The organism is Bacteroides sp. AM16-13 (assembly GCF_003602705.1).
In the GTDB taxonomy this organism is placed as follows: domain Bacteria; phylum Bacteroidota; class Bacteroidia; order Bacteroidales; family Bacteroidaceae; genus Bacteroides; species Bacteroides xylanisolvens.
Genome location: NZ_QTLK01000007.1, coordinates 48,208 through 67,199, shown reverse-complemented (window position 1 = coordinate 67,199; position 18,992 = coordinate 48,208). Strand labels below are relative to the sequence as shown.

Annotated in this window: 18 protein-coding genes, 1 tRNA gene and 1 pseudogene; 11 read left to right on the top strand and 9 right to left on the bottom strand. The window is 42.1% G+C overall.

Annotated elements, in window-relative coordinates; all coding sequences use genetic code 11:
- Positions 1–5: 5 nt before the first annotated feature.
- Positions 6–90 (top strand) — tRNA-Ser (locus DW173_RS07290).
- A gap of 327 nt (positions 91–417) precedes the next feature.
- Positions 418–1,623, top strand: a complete 1,206-nt coding sequence (gene mef(En2) / locus DW173_RS07285) for a macrolide efflux MFS transporter Mef(En2) (RefSeq protein ID WP_005786079.1) — start codon at positions 418–420, stop codon at positions 1,621–1,623.
- Positions 1,624–1,632: 9 nt separating this feature from the next.
- On the opposite strand, the gene DW173_RS07280 is transcribed toward mef(En2), so the two are convergent.
- A complete protein-coding gene (locus DW173_RS07280) occupies positions 1,633–2,532 on the bottom strand; it encodes an IS5 family transposase (RefSeq protein WP_007216005.1) in 900 nt (299 codons plus the stop codon).
- A gap of 69 nt (positions 2,533–2,601) precedes the next feature.
- Here DW173_RS07280 and lnu(AN2) point away from each other — a divergent pair, with 69 nt between their 5' ends.
- From lnu(AN2) to DW173_RS07270, 3 genes are read left to right on the top strand one after another with little or no spacing between them, the layout of a single operon-like run.
- Entirely contained in the window at positions 2,602–3,114 is a 513-nt protein-coding gene (lnu(AN2), locus tag DW173_RS07275) for a lincosamide nucleotidyltransferase Lnu(AN2) (RefSeq protein WP_004308783.1), read from the top strand.
- Positions 3,115–3,124: 10 nt separating this feature from the next.
- Positions 3,125–3,268: a hypothetical protein gene (locus DW173_RS23940; RefSeq protein ID WP_004308782.1), complete on the top strand. Its 144-nt coding sequence runs from the start codon at positions 3,125–3,127 to the stop codon at positions 3,266–3,268.
- 29 nt (positions 3,269–3,297) lie between these two features.
- Complete coding sequence (locus DW173_RS07270; RefSeq protein ID WP_117507504.1) at positions 3,298–3,489, top strand: hypothetical protein; 192 nt, start codon at positions 3,298–3,300, stop codon at positions 3,487–3,489.
- Positions 3,490–3,560: 71 nt separating this feature from the next.
- Here the strand turns inward: DW173_RS07270 and DW173_RS07265 are convergent.
- The 8 genes and pseudogenes from DW173_RS07265 to DW173_RS07230 all read right to left on the bottom strand — a co-directional run bounded on the left by DW173_RS07265 (position 3,561) and on the right by DW173_RS07230 (position 12,105).
- Positions 3,561–3,914: pseudogene (locus tag DW173_RS07265) on the bottom strand (nuclear transport factor 2 family protein).
- A gap of 88 nt (positions 3,915–4,002) precedes the next feature.
- Positions 4,003–5,406: a hypothetical protein gene (locus DW173_RS07260; RefSeq protein ID WP_004308779.1), complete on the bottom strand. Its 1,404-nt coding sequence runs from the start codon at positions 5,404–5,406 to the stop codon at positions 4,003–4,005.
- 211 nt (positions 5,407–5,617) lie between these two features.
- Entirely contained in the window at positions 5,618–6,574 is a 957-nt protein-coding gene (locus DW173_RS07255) for a toprim domain-containing protein (protein ID WP_004308778.1), read from the bottom strand.
- Positions 6,575–6,786: 212 nt separating this feature from the next.
- Positions 6,787–7,863 carry an AAA family ATPase gene (locus DW173_RS07250; RefSeq protein WP_008766855.1) on the bottom strand — a complete coding sequence of 359 codons (1,077 nt, stop codon included), beginning with the start codon at positions 7,861–7,863 and terminating at the stop codon, positions 6,787–6,789.
- A 14-nt stretch (positions 7,864–7,877) separates the two neighbouring features.
- Positions 7,878–8,186, bottom strand: a complete 309-nt coding sequence (locus DW173_RS07245; protein WP_004308776.1) for a DUF3853 family protein — start codon at positions 8,184–8,186, stop codon at positions 7,878–7,880.
- 224 nt (positions 8,187–8,410) lie between these two features.
- Positions 8,411–9,454 carry a hypothetical protein gene (locus DW173_RS07240; protein WP_004308775.1) on the bottom strand — a complete coding sequence of 348 codons (1,044 nt, stop codon included), beginning with the start codon at positions 9,452–9,454 and terminating at the stop codon, positions 8,411–8,413.
- An 8-nt stretch (positions 9,455–9,462) separates the two neighbouring features.
- Positions 9,463–10,758 (bottom strand): YhcG family protein, encoded by a 1,296-nt coding sequence (locus DW173_RS07235; protein ID WP_004308774.1) that lies wholly within the window; start codon positions 10,756–10,758, stop codon positions 9,463–9,465.
- A 63-nt stretch (positions 10,759–10,821) separates the two neighbouring features.
- Complete coding sequence (locus DW173_RS07230; protein WP_004308773.1) at positions 10,822–12,105, bottom strand: site-specific integrase; 1,284 nt, start codon at positions 12,103–12,105, stop codon at positions 10,822–10,824.
- Positions 12,106–12,450: 345 nt separating this feature from the next.
- Between DW173_RS07230 and rlmF the strand changes: the two genes are divergently transcribed.
- The 6 genes from rlmF to DW173_RS07200 all read left to right on the top strand — a co-directional run bounded on the left by rlmF (position 12,451) and on the right by DW173_RS07200 (position 18,973).
- On the top strand, positions 12,451–13,386 hold the full coding sequence (gene rlmF, locus DW173_RS07225; protein ID WP_120144162.1) for a 23S rRNA (adenine(1618)-N(6))-methyltransferase RlmF: 936 nt from the start codon (positions 12,451–12,453) through the stop codon (positions 13,384–13,386).
- A 50-nt stretch (positions 13,387–13,436) separates the two neighbouring features.
- Positions 13,437–14,204 carry an N-acetyltransferase gene (locus tag DW173_RS07220; RefSeq protein WP_120144160.1) on the top strand — a complete coding sequence of 256 codons (768 nt, stop codon included), beginning with the start codon at positions 13,437–13,439 and terminating at the stop codon, positions 14,202–14,204.
- Positions 14,205–14,358: 154 nt separating this feature from the next.
- The gene (locus DW173_RS07215) at positions 14,359–16,116 is read left to right on the top strand and encodes a helix-turn-helix domain-containing protein (protein ID WP_120144158.1); all 1,758 of its coding nucleotides are present in this window, start codon (positions 14,359–14,361) and stop codon (positions 16,114–16,116) included.
- 65 nt (positions 16,117–16,181) lie between these two features.
- Positions 16,182–16,544, top strand: coding sequence for a DUF488 domain-containing protein (locus DW173_RS07210; RefSeq protein WP_008643118.1), 363 nt, complete (start codon positions 16,182–16,184; stop codon positions 16,542–16,544).
- A gap of 84 nt (positions 16,545–16,628) precedes the next feature.
- Positions 16,629–17,861: a Cof-type HAD-IIB family hydrolase gene (locus tag DW173_RS07205; protein ID WP_004315182.1), complete on the top strand. Its 1,233-nt coding sequence runs from the start codon at positions 16,629–16,631 to the stop codon at positions 17,859–17,861.
- A complete protein-coding gene (locus DW173_RS07200) occupies positions 17,858–18,973 on the top strand; it encodes an isochorismate synthase (protein WP_008021526.1) in 1,116 nt (371 codons plus the stop codon). Before DW173_RS07205 ends, DW173_RS07200 begins: the two co-directional genes overlap by 4 nt.
- Positions 18,974–18,992: the final 19 nt, after the last annotated feature.

Here is an 18,992-nt window from a genome sequence, read left to right as displayed (position 1 = left end):
GTTTTGGAGAGGTGGCAGAGTGGTCGATTGCGGCGGTCTTGAAAACCGTTGTACTGCGAGGTACCCGGGGTTCGAATCCCTGTCTCTCCGCAACAAACGCTGAAAATCAGCAGATTGCAAAACAAACACCCAGTTTTACACCCGAGAATGTAAAGTCGGGTGTTTTTGTTTTATTTAAGATAATACAACCACTACATAATAAAAGAGTAGCGATATTAAAAGAATCCGATGAGAAAAGACTAATATTTATCTATCCATTCAGTTTGATTTTTCAGGACTTTACATCGTCCTGAAAGTATTTGTTATTGTATTCCAACGTCAGGAGTGGATTATAATACAAGTTTTTTGTGTGGATAGAATTTCGTTTTGCTTAATGTACGAAAGTACTTATCTATAAACGTATGAAATATTAGCACAATGAATCATTGGAAATCAACTTTGGCCGTGATAGGAATAGGCCAACTCATATCTATTTTAACAAGTACGATTGTTGGCTTCTCCATTATTTTTTGGATTAGCAACGAATTTAAATCCCCGACAGCTTTATCTCTGGCTATTTTAGCTGGATTTTTACCACAATTTGTATTAGGCTTGTTTGCCGGGGTCTATGTTGACAGATGGAATCGAAAGAAAACGATGTTTTATTCGGACTTGTTCATCGCGTTCTGTACCCTATGTCTTTTTATTGTGATAACCAAGGGTTATAAAGACCTTTCTTTTTTTTATCTATTGACTGCTTGTCGTTCAATAGGCAGTACGTTTCATGCACCTGCTTTACAGGCAAGCATCCCTCTACTGGTTCCCAAGCACCATCTTGTCAGGGTATCAGGTTTGTACCATTCCATTCAATCCTTCAGTGAGGTGATAGCTCCCGTTGTAGGGGCAAGCCTCGTTGTTTGGCTTCCCATACAGTATATTCTGCTCATAGATGTGATCGGAGCTGTTGCTGCTTGTCTGACCTTACTTTGTGTCCAGATTCCTTCTCTTCAAAAAACGAAAGTTCTTCCAGATTTCAAAAAAGAACTGACGGAATGTTGGCATACCTTGCGGCGTACAATGGGCATTTTGCCTTTATTCGTATGCTTTACGCTGGTGACTTTTGTCCTTATGCCTGTTTTTACGTTATTTCCTTTTATGACGCTTCTGCATTTCAACGGAAACATTTTGCAAATGGGAGTTGTGGAAATGGGTTGGGGCTCAGGGGCATTGTTGGGCGGTTTAGTACTTGCCTGTAAGGCTTTGAAAAGCAAGCAAACATTAGTGATGCATACGGCTTATGTGATATTGGGATTGTATCTGATTAGCGCCAGTTATTTACCATCAAGCGCATTTATAGGTTTTGTTTGCCTAACATTTACAGGAGGCATAGCCTATTCCATTTACCATGCGCTTTTCATCGCTATTATTCAGCAGAACTTGGCTTCGGACATGCTTGGACGGACTTTTTCTCTCATCTTTAGTTTGAGTACCTTTCCATCAATGCTGGGTATCGTAGCTTCAGGATATTGGGTGGAAGCATGGGGTATCACATCCGTCTTTATGATCAGCGGATGGGTTATCTTTCTGATTGGAGTGGGTGCAAATTTTATTTCTTCAATCAAGCAGTTGGATAATTACGCATAGTGAAGTGATTTAAACTTTTTGTTTTCGTGAAATTTTCTTTAGTAACAAGACCGCGAATGCCAGGTAATTCCAAGATGTCCAGTTGGCAACAGTTGTATCAAACCGGTTCAATAGAGTCCTGAAACTGTCCATCCAAGCGTTGGTCCGTTCGATGGAATACCTTTCAGCATACAGTTCATCATCAACAAAGATGTCATCGGCATTTTCTCTCCGTTTATTGATGCAGATGTTTGCGATGATCTCTTTTTCACACAGGAAACCACGTAAGGCATCGCAATCGAATCCGGCATCGGCATTGAGGAAAAGGCCGTCAACCCGAATATGGGATTTCTCAAGGTCGTTGAACATGTCACCAATGACCTTTTCTATGTCATGTACGTCATGGTGTTCGCCGGATTTCGGAGAAGACATGGCAATCGGAAGTCCTTGCCTGTCTGTTAGGTAGAGTGCGTTGGTCGTCTTCCGTTTCTTCCGCCCTTGGTATCCGACTTCTTCACCGCCACGGAGTGCAGCCGTGTGGCTCCCGTCCAAATCCACGCCGGACATGTCCAACTCATTGCGGTGTTTGTCAAGCAACCTGACCCACATGGATTTCCACTCGCCCGACTTGCTCCATTTGTTGTAATGATGATATACGGCACCATGGCTCAGTACCTTGCCGCTAAACAGGGCTTCCACAGGAAGGAATGCCCATTGACAACCGGTCTTCAACTTGTACAAGATGGCGTTTACAACCTCTATTAGGCAACTTTGAGTGACATAACCACGTTTTGCCTTCGAAAGATGAGGCAATATCTCATTTTTTATCGTATCTTTGTCGAGCACAGTGTACATAGGACTTTCACTATATATGAGTTTGGGCACCCATAATATAAGGAATAATTCTATTTGTATGCTGTGCTTTAACATTTTGATGCAATTTTAAGAGAATGAAATAAGTTTAAATCACTTCAGTATTATTTATTAAAGAATTATTATATGACAAAGAAAGAACACACTACGATTACAGAGTTATTTCAAGTTTTGGACTTGTTGGAAAGCCTGGACATGCAGTTTTGGTTGGATGGAGGCTGGGGAGTGGATGTCTTGTACGGACAGCAAACCCGCTTGCATAGAGATATTGACATTGATTTTGATGCCAATTATACAGACCAACTCCTTGATCTTTTGCAGGAGAGAGGATATCAAATTGAAACAAATTGGTTGCCCACCCGTGTGGAACTGTATAGCAAAGAATTAGGCTATATTGATATCCATCCTTTTGTCTTGAATGCGGACGGCACTTCCAAACAAGCCGACTTGGATGGAGGCTGGTATGAATTTCAACCGGACTATTTTGGAACAGCAGTCTTTGAAGGCAGAAGCATCCCTTGCATTTCTGCAAAAGGGCAACAAGTATTCCATTCGGGCTACGATTTAAGAGAGAAGGATATTCACGATTTATCTATAATTAAACAATGTATAACAACAATGAGCCTAACAATTAGATAAGAACAAGAAAATGACAGAAAAACAAATTGTCTGGTATATCTTACTTACAGAAGTAAAGATAGACAGTGACACCCAGTCTGTCACATCCCTGAGTGTAGCTCCATTGGCAGTCTTGCCGGAATTCCAGCGTAAGGGAATTGGGGGGGGATGTTGATTCAGTAAGCCCATCAGAGGGCAGCACTTTTGGGTTACGGCACAGCAGTCGTATTGGGGCATAAAGAGTATTATCCTCGATTTGGCTATCGCAAGGCTATCGATTTAGGAATTGAATTTCCTTTCGAAGTCTCTCATGAATATTGCATGGTGGCTGAATTAATACTTGGAGCTACTGAGAATGTGAAAGGTATGGTTTGTTATCCAACTGACTTTAAATAGTTTAACAAGTAAAATTCATTATATAACTCGGACTGGGTATTTCAATTTCCCAGTCCGTATTCTGATAGTACTTATTCAATTGGAAGATTGTGTTGCTTCAAGAATGAAAGTTTATTCCAATACCCTCTTTGAAAGACGATTTTGTTATCTTTTCAATGAAAAAATCCGCATCCACGAAGTCCAAGAGAGTCTTTCCATTCCATGATAGCCCATTCGCCATCTTCAAAAATATTTTCCACCATACAAACCATTTTAGCAGTGGCAAATTCATTCACAAACATTTTGTAGATTGATTCTTTACCTATTATTGGTTCGTTTGCGACTTGATGATTTACTGCATTAGTAGCATACAGCTCTGCTATATGATAAGCATCTGCTTTGTTAAAGCAATCTATCCATTTTTCCAAAACTTCTTTAGGCTTCATTTTTTATAAATTCTTAGGATTTTGATTCTGTAATAAAAACAATCTGTTTGGATGCATAGATACTTGATTTTATTAATAATAGGCTATTCTATATTCTAAATCCTCTGGATTTTTGCTCTCTCTGCACCGAGTTACGTAGATTCTGCTGTAACTTTTCCCATTGTTCCTTAAACCATTGTACTATGGGTTGTCGGTTTATGGTCAGCATAAGCTTACCACTATCCATCGGATGTTTCTCAACCCTAAAAATATCATTCTTGATGTCAAATTTCCACCTGTGTTCTTCGGAATAAATTTTGCCACTACATTGTATGGATTCTTTCTTTGTCAAGAGGTTTTCTATCATGTCTTTGGTAAACCCGATAACAGCGCATAATTTTTCCATTCTCAACATCTCTTTGAACATGGGAAACCATTTGTGGGCTTTTTCAAGCAAGGTGCTCAATCGTGATATTTCCTTGTCTTTGGCTTCAAGTTCTTGATTATGTATTCTTTGAAGATTACGAATTTGTCTGCTATGCTGTTCCTGTATTTGTTGTATCTGAATTTTTAATTCATCAGTAGCTTTGTCCCGTTTGGTAATTTCCTGATGTAGCTGCTCGATGTGATGTTCCAGTTCTTTCAGCTTACCGCTTCCGAAAAGAGAACCTACACCGCTTGCTATGGCGGTAGCAGCATTGGTGGCTGTTTTCTTTAGTTTGTCCGTGCGTATCTCTGCTTTTACCTGTTTGAGTTCCTGTTCGGCAAGGCTTACTTGTTGTTCCTTGTGTCGCTTGGTTTCCTCTATACGTTGCAGTTCGGCTTTCTGCTTCTCAATGATGAAATCATTTCGTTCCAGATGCTCTTTACCTGTGACAGCTTTTGCCTGTCCACGTTCCATCAGGAGAATATCGGAAGCAAGGGTCTGCATGGTTGCCATATCCTCGTCATTGAGCTTTCGGCTCTTTCCAGTTTCATGGTTCATCCAGTCGAATACGACATGAGCATGATAATTTGGTTTGAACCATCTGTTACCGACTTGGAAGCTCTCCTTGTCTTCTGCTTCCGGCTGACCGTTCAGCCAATGCCCTTCGTCTTTATGCAGGAAAATCTGTAGCGGAGTGATGCCCCAGCGTCTTTGGCACTCTTCACCGAATTTGCGTACATCAGCCAGTGTGGTGTCCGGTCTGATAAGCAATACTCCTTCACGGATGGGTGAGCATCCCGCCACCTTGATAATCTTTCCATTCTTTCCCTTGCGTTCCCTTTCCTTTTCCTGCATGGCACGTCCGGTCTTTTCCTTGACCATTTGCTTGATATTGTCATAATGAGTTCGCAGTTCGGGAGTGCCGAAGTCGGGATTTATCCACTGTTCGTTATCGGTGGAAAGTTCGGGAACGACATAGATTCTGGACTCCCCGATATTACGCATATACTCGGCAGTCCTTCGGTTGTGTGCCTCGCTCGATGCGATGTTGCAAGGCTTGATATGTATGCTTGATTTTGTTGCCATAGCTTCTTTCCTTTGTTTACAATTGATTTACTTTGCTCGCTTTCGCAGAGGGGTTCTTAGGGGTAACCCATAAGCGGAGATTGCAAAGAGAGGGTCACTCTTTGCTCGGGGTTCTCAGGGGTGAAACGCCCTGAGTGGGTCATTAGGGCAAAGCCCTAATCCCCTCGGGAGAGCCCACAACTACGAAAGCGAAGCGTGTAGTTATAGTGGGCTATAACTGGAAGCCGTTCTTCTTTTCCGGTGATTGGCTGCGCACCCCTTTGGCGGACTGGAGCTGCCTTTTTCTTTCAATCTGTTTCTGTAAGTATTCGTTCAAGTCCTTGCATCCTCTGTAAATCTGCGAAGCGTCCCGGATGTACCGCTCTCTGCCGTATTCCATGCGGATTTGCCGGAGTGCTTCCAGTCCTGCATGGTCGTTGTCGAAAAAGCAGTGGATGCGTTCGTAATTGCCCAACGGATAGAGAGCCTTGTTTACATTCGATACGGAGTTCAATACAATGTAGTCCTGCCCGTCCAATTCCGGATAATTTGGGCAGCTCTCTTGTCTCAATGTCAAAAAGGAGAGGTAGTCCATAAATCCCTCGAACACATAACAGGTATTCCTCGCTTTTCCCGACTGCCTGATGTGGGAGATTTCCTTTGGGGCGATGCAGCCCTTGAAATAGCGGTTGCGGATTTCATATCCACACGAACCATTGGGAAAGGCGATGGCAAAGTACCGCTTGCCGTTGTGAGTGAAACGTGCTTCACTACATTCTCTTTTCGCCAGTTTTATGTTAATTCCTCTACCTTGTAAGTAGGCAAGCAGGGCAGTAGATGACAGCGGAACAATCTCCAACTGTTGGAAGCTCGGCTCGGAAGAGTTTTGCTTTCCAAAAGAGAAAGATACCGGGCGCACGTGCGGTGTCTGCTCTGCTATCCGTTTCAAGATGTAAGGTACATGGTCGGTAGCGTACAGGTGTGCAGCCAGTTCTATGATACCACCACCTTTACCCAAACCGAAGTCATACCATTGTTCACGTTCGGTATTTACCTTGAACGAGGCTTCGGCTTCTTCCCTTAACGGTGATTTATACCACAGATTGACACCTTGTTGCTTGACGGGAGAATATCCTAAACTATGCAGATAATCCGCTATTCTGATTTGCTTGGCTGTCTGTATATCCATAAAATGATTGTTTTAGTAGTTGGTGAATTGGTTTATTTTTCTTTTTGCCCGTACCTTTTTAGGAAGTACGGTCTATAATCACTTCACTAAATTCTCGTATATATAGGATACGGTAATAAAGTGAAGTGATTTAGTCCCATTCCCCAAGCACTTCACTATATTCCTAATATATACACCCCGAGAATAAAGTGAAGTGATTGCAGGGAAATGGGCTAATAGTGGAAGTCAGGCATGAATGTGTATTTTCTGCCTGTCTCCTGCACTATCATCCGTTTGTTGCGGAGCATGGTGATGAGCGATACCGCCTTTTTATGGTTCAGCTTTACACCCACTGACATATAGGTCTTGATTAAGGCATCTTCCAGTTCCTTGTAGCCGTATTCCTCTTTCAGCCCGAAAACGGCTTCCAATGCGATACGGTGCTGCTGCTCGGTGATATGCCTGTAAGGGTCGAACTTCTCTTCTTCGGGTCTTCCCGGCTTCTTTGTTTCAGGTTTGTATCCCTCAATGAGTTCGGGAAGGGCTTTGTCGTTGATACGGAATGCGAAAGGCTCAAAGTCCATTGCCCGGATGTGAATGGCTGAAACATGGCTGATGTCACCGTTGCCCTTGTCCTTTTCTACCTGCAATACGGTTTCCGCCTTGTTGTTCAACTCCGTACCAATGTGCCCTCTTGCGTTCTCATCCCCTTTGTTCTGATGCAGTATCGTATGGATATGTATCTGCCTGTCGTCCGTCCACTGCATCAGCTTGGATATGATGCGTGTTGATTCACTGGGGCTGTTGATGTCATACACCATATCCCGTATGCCGTCTATAATTACAAGACCGATTTCGGGTGTATTGTAAATAGCCTGTTCCACAATCCTGATACGCTGCTCAGGCGTGTATTTTCTTAAGGCAAGAAATTCAAGATTCTCATTGTCCCTATCATCTGGCAAACCAGCCATTCGCAAAATGCGCGTCATGACTTTCAGACAATGGTAAGGGCTTTGCTCTGTATCAACATAAAGCACTTTCCGCTTATCTTCAGGCAGTTCAGCCACATACCGCAGCACTGTGCCGTTCTTCAATGCAGCGGCTACGATAGCCGATACATTGAACGTTTTTTTACTTTTGGCTTTGCCGATGGATGCGCTGAAATTACCCAATGTCCCAATGACAGAATCATGTACTTTAAGGATTTCAGGTGCTTTCTCATAACTTTTCGACAGGCTCAAACGTGAGGCTTGCCAAAGGATTATGGCTTCTTCAGCCGATATTTCCTTAGTCTCTTTCATATAGTCCATAGCCATGCCTCCCGTTATTTCCGTCCTCCTGTTTTCTTTCCAGCCAGTTCAAGGGCAAGCTCAACATCCACGATAATCTTACGTCCTATCTGAGTGATTGCCTTGTCAATCTTTCCGCTTTTCTTGATACGGTTGGCGGTGGGTAGGCTGCACCCGAACAGTTTGGCTATGCCCAGTATTCCGTACACATATTTTCTTTCTGTGTCTGTAATGGGCTGTGGCTGCGTTTCCGTTTGACGGGAAGCGTGCTTACTTAGGAATATGAACTCTTCACCTGTCATCTGCCAGACGGGTTTTGATAATAATTCTTGAAGATTTTTCATCGTTCAATCTATTTAGTCGTTTAACAATCAGCCCTGCGCACTGGCTGTTATCTCTGTTCTCGAACGATGCAAAATTAGGTAGGGTTGTAAGTGGTAAGGATGTGGTTGATATAAATGGAATATCTTGTTATTTATCTGAATATCAGATAATAAAAATACCACTCAAAAATTTAATTTGAGTGGTAAAAGTGGTTGTTTCGTAAAATGTCAGGGCATATCACAGATTATCGGAATATACCATCCATTTCTTTGGCAAATTTCCGGTTGCTGTCACTGGGGAAATCGGAAACAGGCTCTTTGTACTTTGACTTGTAGTAGCTTTCCTCAATATCCAATATTTTCAGGATATTCCTCTTCCAATTCTCCCTGTCCTGTTTGGGCAGTTTTTCGCTCATCAGGAATATCAGATAGCAGGTACGTATTTTTTCTCTCGGTCTGATTTGGGGTTTGGTGTCGCTTGGTAGCAGGTTCATGCAGGTATAGAAATCATGTTCGGAAATATTCTCGAACTGTTCTCCCACGCAGGTTACATGAATGAGCGAAAGCAGTTCCATATTGAAATACTCAGTCTGTTTCGTTCCCAGCACTTCTTCCTGTATGTTGGGGGCATTTGGTTCTTGTTCGGCTGGCTCTTCCGGCTCGTTTGTTTCATCAAATACATATTTCGCCAATGTCTCTTTGAGGTGGCAGCCCAGCCGATAGATTTCATTGAAACGGCTTTTTGCATATTGCAGGGCTTTCTCTCTGGTCTGTTTTTGCAGATCGTAGAGTTCGGTCAGCTTGTTTTTTTTCTCCTCGTATTCATCTTTGCACCGTTCATATTCCATTTCCGCACGCTTTTCATCCTCTGCAGTGTGTTCCCGATAACCTATGGAATCGTATCGGTGGTATGCTTCGTTTAGCGGAGCATGGAGCTTGGTCGTCTTGTATTGCTGTTCTTCTATGGCTTCTTTATAGATTTCTGAAACTCGGAAGCAGATATTGTAAACGGTCTGTTCATCCGGCATACATCCTTTCTTGTAATAACTTATGTTTTCGCATACTTCCTTTTTCAGGCTATTCAGAATCAGTGTGTATTGCTCCTGTGGAAGATGAAACACCAGTTCAAGAATGGCTGTTTCAAGAACCGTTACATCATTGTAGTCCAGATAGAACTTGGTAATGAATTTCTGCTTTTCAAAAGAGAAACCTTTATTATCAAACCAGTCTTTATATATTCTGTTCAATTCTCCGTATCGGGGAATCAGCGTTGTAATTACATCTTTCATGGACGCAACTATTTTTGAGTGTTATTGTCTTTGTCAAGGAAAGAGGCCAGTTCTTCTTCCACTTCTTCCACGCTGGGCAACGCTGATTTCAGTTTCTCGGGAATCGCTTTGCTCAATTGGTAATCGCTGATGCCGATGGGCTGGTCATAGCCTGTCAATGCGTATTGTGCCACAACTTCGTCTTTTCCCTTGCATAGCAACAACCCGATAGTCTTGTTGTCATTCTCTCCCCTCAGTTTATCATCCACCACATTGATGTAGAAGTTCAGTTGTCCTGCATACTCCGGTTTGAATGGGGTAGCCTTTAATTCTACCACGATATATGCGTGCAACGGAATGGAATATAGAATCAGGTCGGCAAAGAAATCGCTGTTTCCGACTTGGAAGTGCTTCTGCCGGGCAACGAAGGCAAAACCGTTGCCCATTTCCAACAGGTAGCGGGTAACGTGTTTCACCAGCTGTTCTTCAATATCCCTTTCGTCTGCTTTTTCTTTGGCTCCTGCCAAATCAAAGATGTACGGGTCTTTGAGTAGGTAATTGGCAAGGTCGCTTTGTGGAGCCGGAAGTGTGGTCGTGAAATTGTTTACCTTGTTGTTGCTGATTTGTCGGCTATACAAATCACTGTCAATTTGCATTTTCAATACATTGCTGCTCCATCCCATTTCCACAGACTGTTTCATGTACCAGTAGCTTAGACCTAAAGGTAGCGAACTGTCAAGTATAGTCATTTGGCTTGTCCAGTTTATTTTGGCTATAGGAGAGGTCAAGAAAACTTCTTCTATTTCCCTGATTCCCATCCTGTAAATGGCAGACACGGTTTTTCCCACATCTTCAAATTGCGCAGGAACTTCCTGCGTAATTGCTAATGATTGACAATCAATCGATTGTATTTGCGCAGTAAGTTCCTGCGTAAATTGCTTGTCATTCAGTTTTAATACTTCATTGGTCACACTCTGTATGGTTGGGACAGACAGGCTTGCATCTGTTTCTATGAAACTTTGCAACGCTCTTAAAGGATATGCTTTTGCAAACTGGCACATATAGGTAAGGTTACGTTCCGAATAGCCTTTCTTTTCAGGGTAATGCAGTCGGATAGCCTTTGCCAACTGCTTGATGATTTTGCTTCCCCATCCGTGCAGCTGCTGGTGATAAAGGATGTAATTGCCTATCTTCCAGTAATGGAACAGCATTTGTGCATTGGCTGCAACAATCAGCCTTACTTGTGCCTGTTCTATTTCCGAACCGACCGCTTGTATGAATGCATCAAAATTCGTTTTCTCTATGTTGGATTCCTTGTTGCTCATATTGTGATGATAATTTCTACAAATATAGTCATTGGTAACTATCTATGAAACTGTTTGATACTTTTATAGTTGATTAAACTTGTTCATGGCATTTGCCTTAATGTCATCCGCTATGTCAATGTAGGGTTTCATAGCTTTGTAGTCGCTGTGTCCCGTCCATTTCATGACCACCTGTGCCGGGATTCCGAGAGCCAGCGCATTGCAGATGAATGTCCTTCTTCCTGCATGGGTACTGAGCAAAGCGTATTTGGGTGTGACTTCATCAATACGTTCATTTCCCTTGTAGTAGGTTTCCCGTACAGGCTCGTTGATTTCTGCCAGTTCGCCCAGCTCTTTCAGGTAATCGTTCATCTTCTGGTTGCTGATGACGGGCAGAGCCATGTAATTCTCGAAATGGATGTCCTTGTATTTGTCCAGTATGGCTTTGCTGTATTTGTTCAGTTCAATCGTCAGGCTGTCGGCAGTCTTGACTGTGGTTATTTCGATGTGGTCGGACTTCACATCGCTTCTTTTCAGATTGCGAACATCCGAATACCGCAAACTCGTAAAGCAGCAGAACAGGAAAACATCACGTACACGTTCCAGGTATTGCTTATCCTTGGGTATCTGGTAGTCTTTCAGCTTGTTCAGTTCATCCCAAGTCAGGAAGATTACTTTTTTCGAGGTGGTTTTCAGTTTCGGTTTGAACGTATCGTATGCAATGTTCTGATGATGTCCTTTCTTGAAGCTCCAGCGCAGGAACCATTTGAGGAATCCCATTTGCTTGCCGATGGTGCTGTTTCTCATATCCTTGGTGTCACGCAGGAAGTTGACGTATTCGTTCAATCCAAACTCGTTGAAATAGTTGAACGTTGCATCCTCCTTGAACTCTTTGAGGTGGTTCCTCACTGCTGCAAATTTTTCATAGGTGGATGCCGTCCAGTTATTCTGGTTACCGCACTCTTTTACAAACTCATCGAACACCTCCCAAAAGCTGACAGGGGCTTCTTCCGGCTGTTCTTCGCTGGTGTCTTTCATTCTCATGTTGAAAGCTTCCTTCAACTGTTGGGTCGTTGGCATGACCTCCTGCACCTCAAATTCCTTGAAAATATTCTGGATTTCGGCATAGTATTTCAGCAAGTCCGTATTGATTTCGGCTGCACTTTGCTTTAGCTTGTTGGTACATCCGTTCTTTACCCGCTGCTTATCTGCATCCCATTTGGCTACGTCAATCCGGTAGCCCGTTGTAAACTCGATGCGTTGGCTGGCAAAGATGACACGCATACGGATGGGTACGTTCTCTACGATTGGCACACCGTTCTTTTTCCGGCTCTCCAATGCAAAAATGATGTTGCGCTTGATATTCATAATTGGGTGCGTTTGAAATTCTACACCCAAATATACACCCAATTATTGAGATAGCAAAAGACATTTAGAAACATTTACTTTTACTCTATATTGTAATTTACACTTGATTATCAGTCGTTTGCAGTTTTATGATATTCTGTGAAAGTATAAGTTCGAGAGCCTGTCTCTCCGCTTTTAAGCATTGAATATCAATGCGTTATAGAATAAGCATCCTAATTAAGGTTTCAGAAAATGACCTTATGGGATGCTTTTTTATTTTATGATATTTTGGGGTGATTTGATTCCAATTTAGTGTATTAACAGGGAAAATTTGCAGGCAGGAAAATTCTCTGTATCTTTGCCGACATGGCGCAAAAAGGTGAGTTACATATAAGAAATAAGCACAATGGTCAATATGATTTTCCGTTGTTGATAGAAAATTATCCTCCACTTAAGAGATTCGTATCACTTAATCCTCTGGGTGTACAAACTATAAACTTTTTTAATCCGCAAGCTGTAAAAGCTTTAAATAAAGCATTATTAATCAGTTATTATGGCATTCGTTATTGGGATATACCGAAACAATACTTGTGTCCACCCATTCCCGGAAGAGCGGATTATATTCATTATATTGCTGATCTTATTCAGCCGGATAGGGTAGCGAAAGATTTGCGGGTAGAGGATGAGGATGCGAACGAACAGAAAACGAAACGCAGATGTCTGGATGTTGGGGTAGGTGCAAATTGTATTTATCCGATTATAGGGCACACAGAGTATGGATGGACATTTGTGGGCAGTGATATTGATCCGGTCTCGATAGAAAATGCACGGAAGATAGTGACTTGCAACCCGGTATTGGCGCATAAGATTGACTTGCGACTTCAGAAAGACAGTCAGAAGATTTTTGATGGAATTATCATGCCTGACGAATACTTTGATGTTACGATCTGTAACCCTCCGTTTCATAGCTCGAAGGAAGAAGCGGAAGACGGAACCTTGCGCAAATTGAGTAGCCTGAAGGGGACGAAGGTGAAAAAAGTACAATTAAATTTTGGCGGGAGTGCGAATGAACTTTGGTGTGAGGGTGGAGAAATCCGTTTTATACTGAATATGATCTCCGAGAGTCAGAAATATCAGAAGAACTGTGGATGGTTCACCAGCTTGGTTTCAAAAGAAAAGAATCTCGAAAAGCTATGTGCTAAATTGAAGTCTGTGAATGTATCGGAATATAAGATTATCAGAATGCAGCAGGGAACTAAAAGCAGCAGAATATTAGCCTGGCGATTTTCTAATAACTCATAATAATGAGTGCTTATTGATCTGTTATTTTTAAACCTATTAAATAAAATATTATGGAAACAAATTACATCACTTTGACGAAGGAGAATATTGCGGACGAACATATATGCTGTGCTTTTTCGGACAAGAAATGCAAAGATAGTTATGAATTAAAAAAAGCATGGCTGAAAAAAGAGTTTGATAATGGTTATGTTTTCAGACGTATTGACGAACGGGCAAAAGTGTTCATCGAATATGGTCCTGCTGAAAAGGCGTGGGTTCCTGTCAGTGCTCCTAATTATCTGATGATAAATTGTTTCTGGGTATCGGGTAAATATAAAGGATGCGGGCATGGCAAGGCTTTGCTGCATTCTGCTATTGATGATGCGAAATTGCAGGGAAAAGATGGTTTAGTTACCGTAGTGGGCACTTCTAAATTTCATTTTATGAGTGATACAAAATGGCTGCTGCGACAAGGTTTCCAAACTATAGAAAAACTTCCTTACGGATTCAGTTTGTTGGCTTTGAAAATAAATCCGGCTGCTCCCGATCCTTCATTCAACGACAGTGTATTGACAGGTGAGTGTCCCGACCGGGATGGAATAGTAGTGTATTATACTCATCGCTGTCCGTTTACAGAATTCCATGTTCGCGGTTCTTTGGTCAATGCAGCCAAGAGTAAGGATCTCCCATTAAAAATAATAGAATTAGAAACCATGGAACAAGCACAATATGCGCCTACACCAGCCACTATCTTTACTCTTTTTTATAATGGGAAGTTTGTTACAACCGATTTGAGCGCGTGTATTGAAGCCCGGTTGGGGAAGGCTTTAGGCTTGTGATTCTGTGAGATGAAGATTTATCAGAAACTAGGATTGGGATAAGAAGATAGCTAATGTTTCTTATTTTAATTTTGCAAAATTAAGATGCACCTTGCACTTTTTGTGGAAAATACATATCTTTGGATGCTGAATGATTAAAACACGGTAAGATCTTATGCGTTTTTTTGTATGTATTTTGGTGCTTTTATTTGTACACAATCAATTTTCGAGGGCTGATAAAACTTTAACTGATGATTCTCTGTATACGGAGAAATATATCAGGAATATTTATATTCCCGAACCTAGGCGTGCTCTGCAATTACTGGACGAAGCGGAGAATAGGAAAACGATTCCTTTGCGGGTTGTAAATGAATTGCGTAGTTTATCATATAGTAATCTGTATATGAATAAACTAGCATTTATGTATGCAAGGAAAGCTTATTTGCTTGATTCCCTATATCAAAAAGATCCGAAACACATGTTGAAAATGACAGTACATTTGGCTGAATTTTCGGCAATGATGAGCAAATATAATGAAAGTATGCGTTATGCATTAGATGGAATCAGGCAGGCGCAAGAGTTAGGGAACAGGGAAGCCAAAGCCAGGTTATTTTTCTGTATGGGAGAGAATAATTGGAGATTATCTTTTAAAGATAAAGCATACGATTATTTTAACCGGACTATTGAGCTTTTGCGGGGCTCAAAGGAGAAGCGCGAAATGATGCTGCTCTCTTATTATTATGGAGCAGAAATGAGCTTTTTAATGAATGATTCTCGAATTGATGAGGCATTGAAAGTGGGTTTTGAGCGTGAAAAGCAAATTGAACGGCTTAAGGCAGTACCTCAAATCTCTGAAGATTATATAGACGGTCAATATAGTTATTTATATGCCAAATTAGCCTACATCTATTGCATGGAGAAGAAATATGAGAAGGCGGAGCAATATTATCAGAAATACTTATCAAAGAAAGAGTCTCATACTCCCGACGGAAAAATGTACTCGGTTCCTTATTTGGCGCTTTCCGGACAATATGAAAAGGTTATTGATAATTGCAGGGGGTTCAAGGAATTGATGAGAACCCAGCAGGATACTTTGAATGAACAGTATCTGACTGTCCTTCGACAGGAGGTGAAGGCATATTTGGGTATGCATAAATACAAAGAAGCTGCCGAGATACGTGAAACGATTTTAACTATAACAGATAGTATCAATACCCGGGATAGAAACAATGCTGCATTGGAATTGAATGCAATGTACGGCGTTTCTGAAAAAGAAGAATATATTGCCGAACAGGCTTTTCAATTAAAAATAAGAAATATTACCCTCTGTTTTCTTGCATGTATTGTTGTACTGACTCTGTTTATCGTTTGGCGTTTGTGGCATTTCAATCATATAGTCGAGTATAAGAACAGGATGCTTGCCAGGCTTATAAACGAGAAATTTGCTAATAGAAAAGATGGGAACCAGTTATCGGAAGTATACGAACAACTGGCTGTTGTGTCGGAGGTTGAACCGGAACGTATTTCACCCGAAGAACTGGAAGAACTTGCTAACGATACAGATAAAGAAAGTGGGGAAGAAGAAGAGAATAAGAAGATATTTCAGGAACTGAATGATATCGTTATTCAGAAACAGTTATATCTTTCTTCAGAATTGTCGAGAGAAGATCTGGCACAAATCGTACATCTGAATAACGCACGTTTTGCGAGGATGATAAGAGAATGTACCGGAACCAATTTCAATGGATATATCAATGAATTGCGCATTAATTATGCCATTGAACTGATGAAAAAGCATCCCAACTATACGATACGTGCCATTGCAGATGAGGCCGGATTTAATAGCACCCCGATTTTATACAATCTTTTTAAGAAAAAGACGGGAATGACTCCTTACGAATTTAAAAAAGCACAGGATTCGTTACAGAATTGAGTGGATTCTGCTAAACAATTTTCGCATTTTCCGGTTTATCTATTTATAATTAACTATAAATAGAAATGATACAGGTTAGGATAAAGCGGGTTTACGACGATTTTTCAGAAACAGATGGCTACCGGGTACTGGTAGATAAACTATGGCCGCGCGGAATGAAGAAAGAATGGCTGAAGTATGATTATTGGGCAAAAGACATCACGCCGTCTTCCACATTGCGTAGATGGTTTCACGAAGATATTCCCGGACACTGGGAAGATTTTGTCGTACAGTATCAGAAAGAACTTGACGCTTCTTCCTCAATGGCTGATTTTCTGACTCTTATCAAGCCGCATCCGGTGATAACATTGCTTTACGCTTCCAAAGAACCGGTGTATAATCATGCCCGTATCCTCCGCGATTATCTGGAAATGCGTTTGAAAGAGTGAAATTAAAGTAATTTTTATCTGTTTACGCTTTCTGTCGTTCACTCAATTTCCTACCTTTGTAATCTAAATCAAAATCGTGTAATCATGAAGTATAAATTATTGGTTCTTGATGTAGACGGAACACTCCTTAATGATGCGAAAGAAATTAGTAAGCGTACATTGGCTGCCCTGTTGAAGGTTCAGCAAATGGGAGTGCGTATTGTGCTGGCATCCGGCAGACCGACTTATGGCCTGATGCCGCTGGCCAAGATGCTCGAACTTGGAAACTATGGAGGTTTTATCCTTTCCTATAATGGCTGTCAGATTATCAATGCACAAAACGGGGAAATTCTGTTTGAACGTCGGATTAATCCCGAAATGTTGCCGTATCTGGAAAAGAAAGCCCGTAAAAACGGTTTTGCCTTATTCACTTATCATGATGATACGATCATAACGGATTCTCCTGAAAATGAACATATCCAAAATGAAGCCCGGTTGAATAACCTGCAAATAATTAAAGAAGAAGAATTTTCTGCTGCCGTTGATTTTGCTCCTTGTAAGTGTATGCTGGTGAGCGATGACGAAGAAGCACTGGTTGGTTTGGAAGATCACTGGAAGAGACGACTGAACGGAGCGTTGGACGTATTCCGTTCGGAGCCATATTTTCTGGAAGTAGTTCCCTGCGCCATCGACAAAGCCAACTCTTTGGGTGCTTTGCTGGAGGTACTGGATGTGAAGCGTGAGGAAGTGATTGCTGTGGGCGACGGTGTGTGTGACGTAACAATGATTCAATTGGCCGGGTTGGGCGTAGCTATGGGACATTCACAAGACTCGGTGAAAGCCTGTGCCGACTATGTGACTGCTTCGAATGAGGAAGACGGAGTGGCCGTTGCAGTGGAGAAGGCTATTATAGCCGAAGTGCGTGCAGCCGAAATTCCCCTTGACCAACTGAATGCGCAGGCACGCCACGCATTAATGGGAAACTTGGGAATTCAATATACATACGCCGACGAAGATCGTGTGGAAGCAACGATGCCGGTAGACCATCGTACCCGTCAGCCTTTCGGCATTTTGCATGGGGGAGCTACTCTTGCACTGGCAGAAACAGTTGCCGGACTCGGTTCGATGATTCTTTGCCAGCCGGACGAGATTGTAGTAGGAATGCAGGTCAGCGGAAACCATATATCTTCTGCACATGAAGGAGATACAGTGCGTGCGGTAGGAACAGTTGTACATAAGGGACGTTCCTCCCACGTATGGAATGTAGACGTGTTTACTTCAACAAACAAACTGGTGTCTTCCATACGGGTAGTCAACAGTGTGATGAAAAAGAGATGACCGACGAAGAAATAAGTAACTTGACAACTATTGATGCATTTATTCAGCGGAAGCAGCCGTTTGCTGTTTACCGTATTCCCGGAGAGAAGGTTCCCCGTCTGTTGACGCAGGCGGAAGGAGCGGTCCGTTTGATATACGATTTGAAAGAACTGAATGGACAGAGAGGATTTGTAATTGCTCCGTTTCAGGTGAGTGAGTCATGTCCGGTTGTGTTGATTCAACCCGATCAGTGGGGGCAGCCTTTACCCGTGGATGATGATACGGAAGAAGACCGGGAGATAGCCTTGCGCCTGCAAGGACAAGAATCATTTCTGACTTCTTCCACGGAAGAATATGCGGCATGCTTTCATACCTTTATAAATGCGTTACGTGACAGGACGTTTGATAAACTAGTGCTTTCCCGTCATCTTACAGTTGATAAAGTAGCTGATTTCTCTCCTTTGTCCATCTTTCGGGCGGCTTGTAAACGTTATATTCATTCGTATATTTACTTATGTTATACTCCGCAGACGGGCATCTGGCTGGGAAGCACTCCTGAAATCATTTTATCAGGTGAGAAAGACGAATGGCATACGGTTGCACTAGCCGGAACGCAGCCTTTGCAAGATGGCAGACTGCCACAAGTATGGGATGAAAAGAACCGGAAAGAACAAGATTATGTTGCTTCTTATATCCGTCGGCAGCTTCTTTCACTGGATATTCATTCTACGGAAAACGGGCCATATCCTGCTTATGCCGGTGCTTTGTCACATTTAAAAACTGATTTCCGTTTTTCTTTGAAAGATAATAAAGGTTTGGGAGACCTTCTGAAAGTTTTGCATCCGACACCTGCCGTATGCGGCTTGCCGAAAGAAGAAGCCTATCAGTTTATTTTGCAGAATGAAGGTTACGACCGCCGCTATTACTCCGGCTTTATCGGATGGCTCGATCCGGAAGGACGAACAGACATCTATGTAAACTTACGCTGTATGCATATCGAAGATAAACAACTTACTCTTTATGCCGGCGGTGGATTATTGGCCTCTTCGGAATTGAATGACGAATGGCTGGAAACGGAGAAGAAGTTGCAAACTATCAAACGGCTGATTGCAGTGCCTCCTTTAAAATCATAAACTACTAATAATTATCATC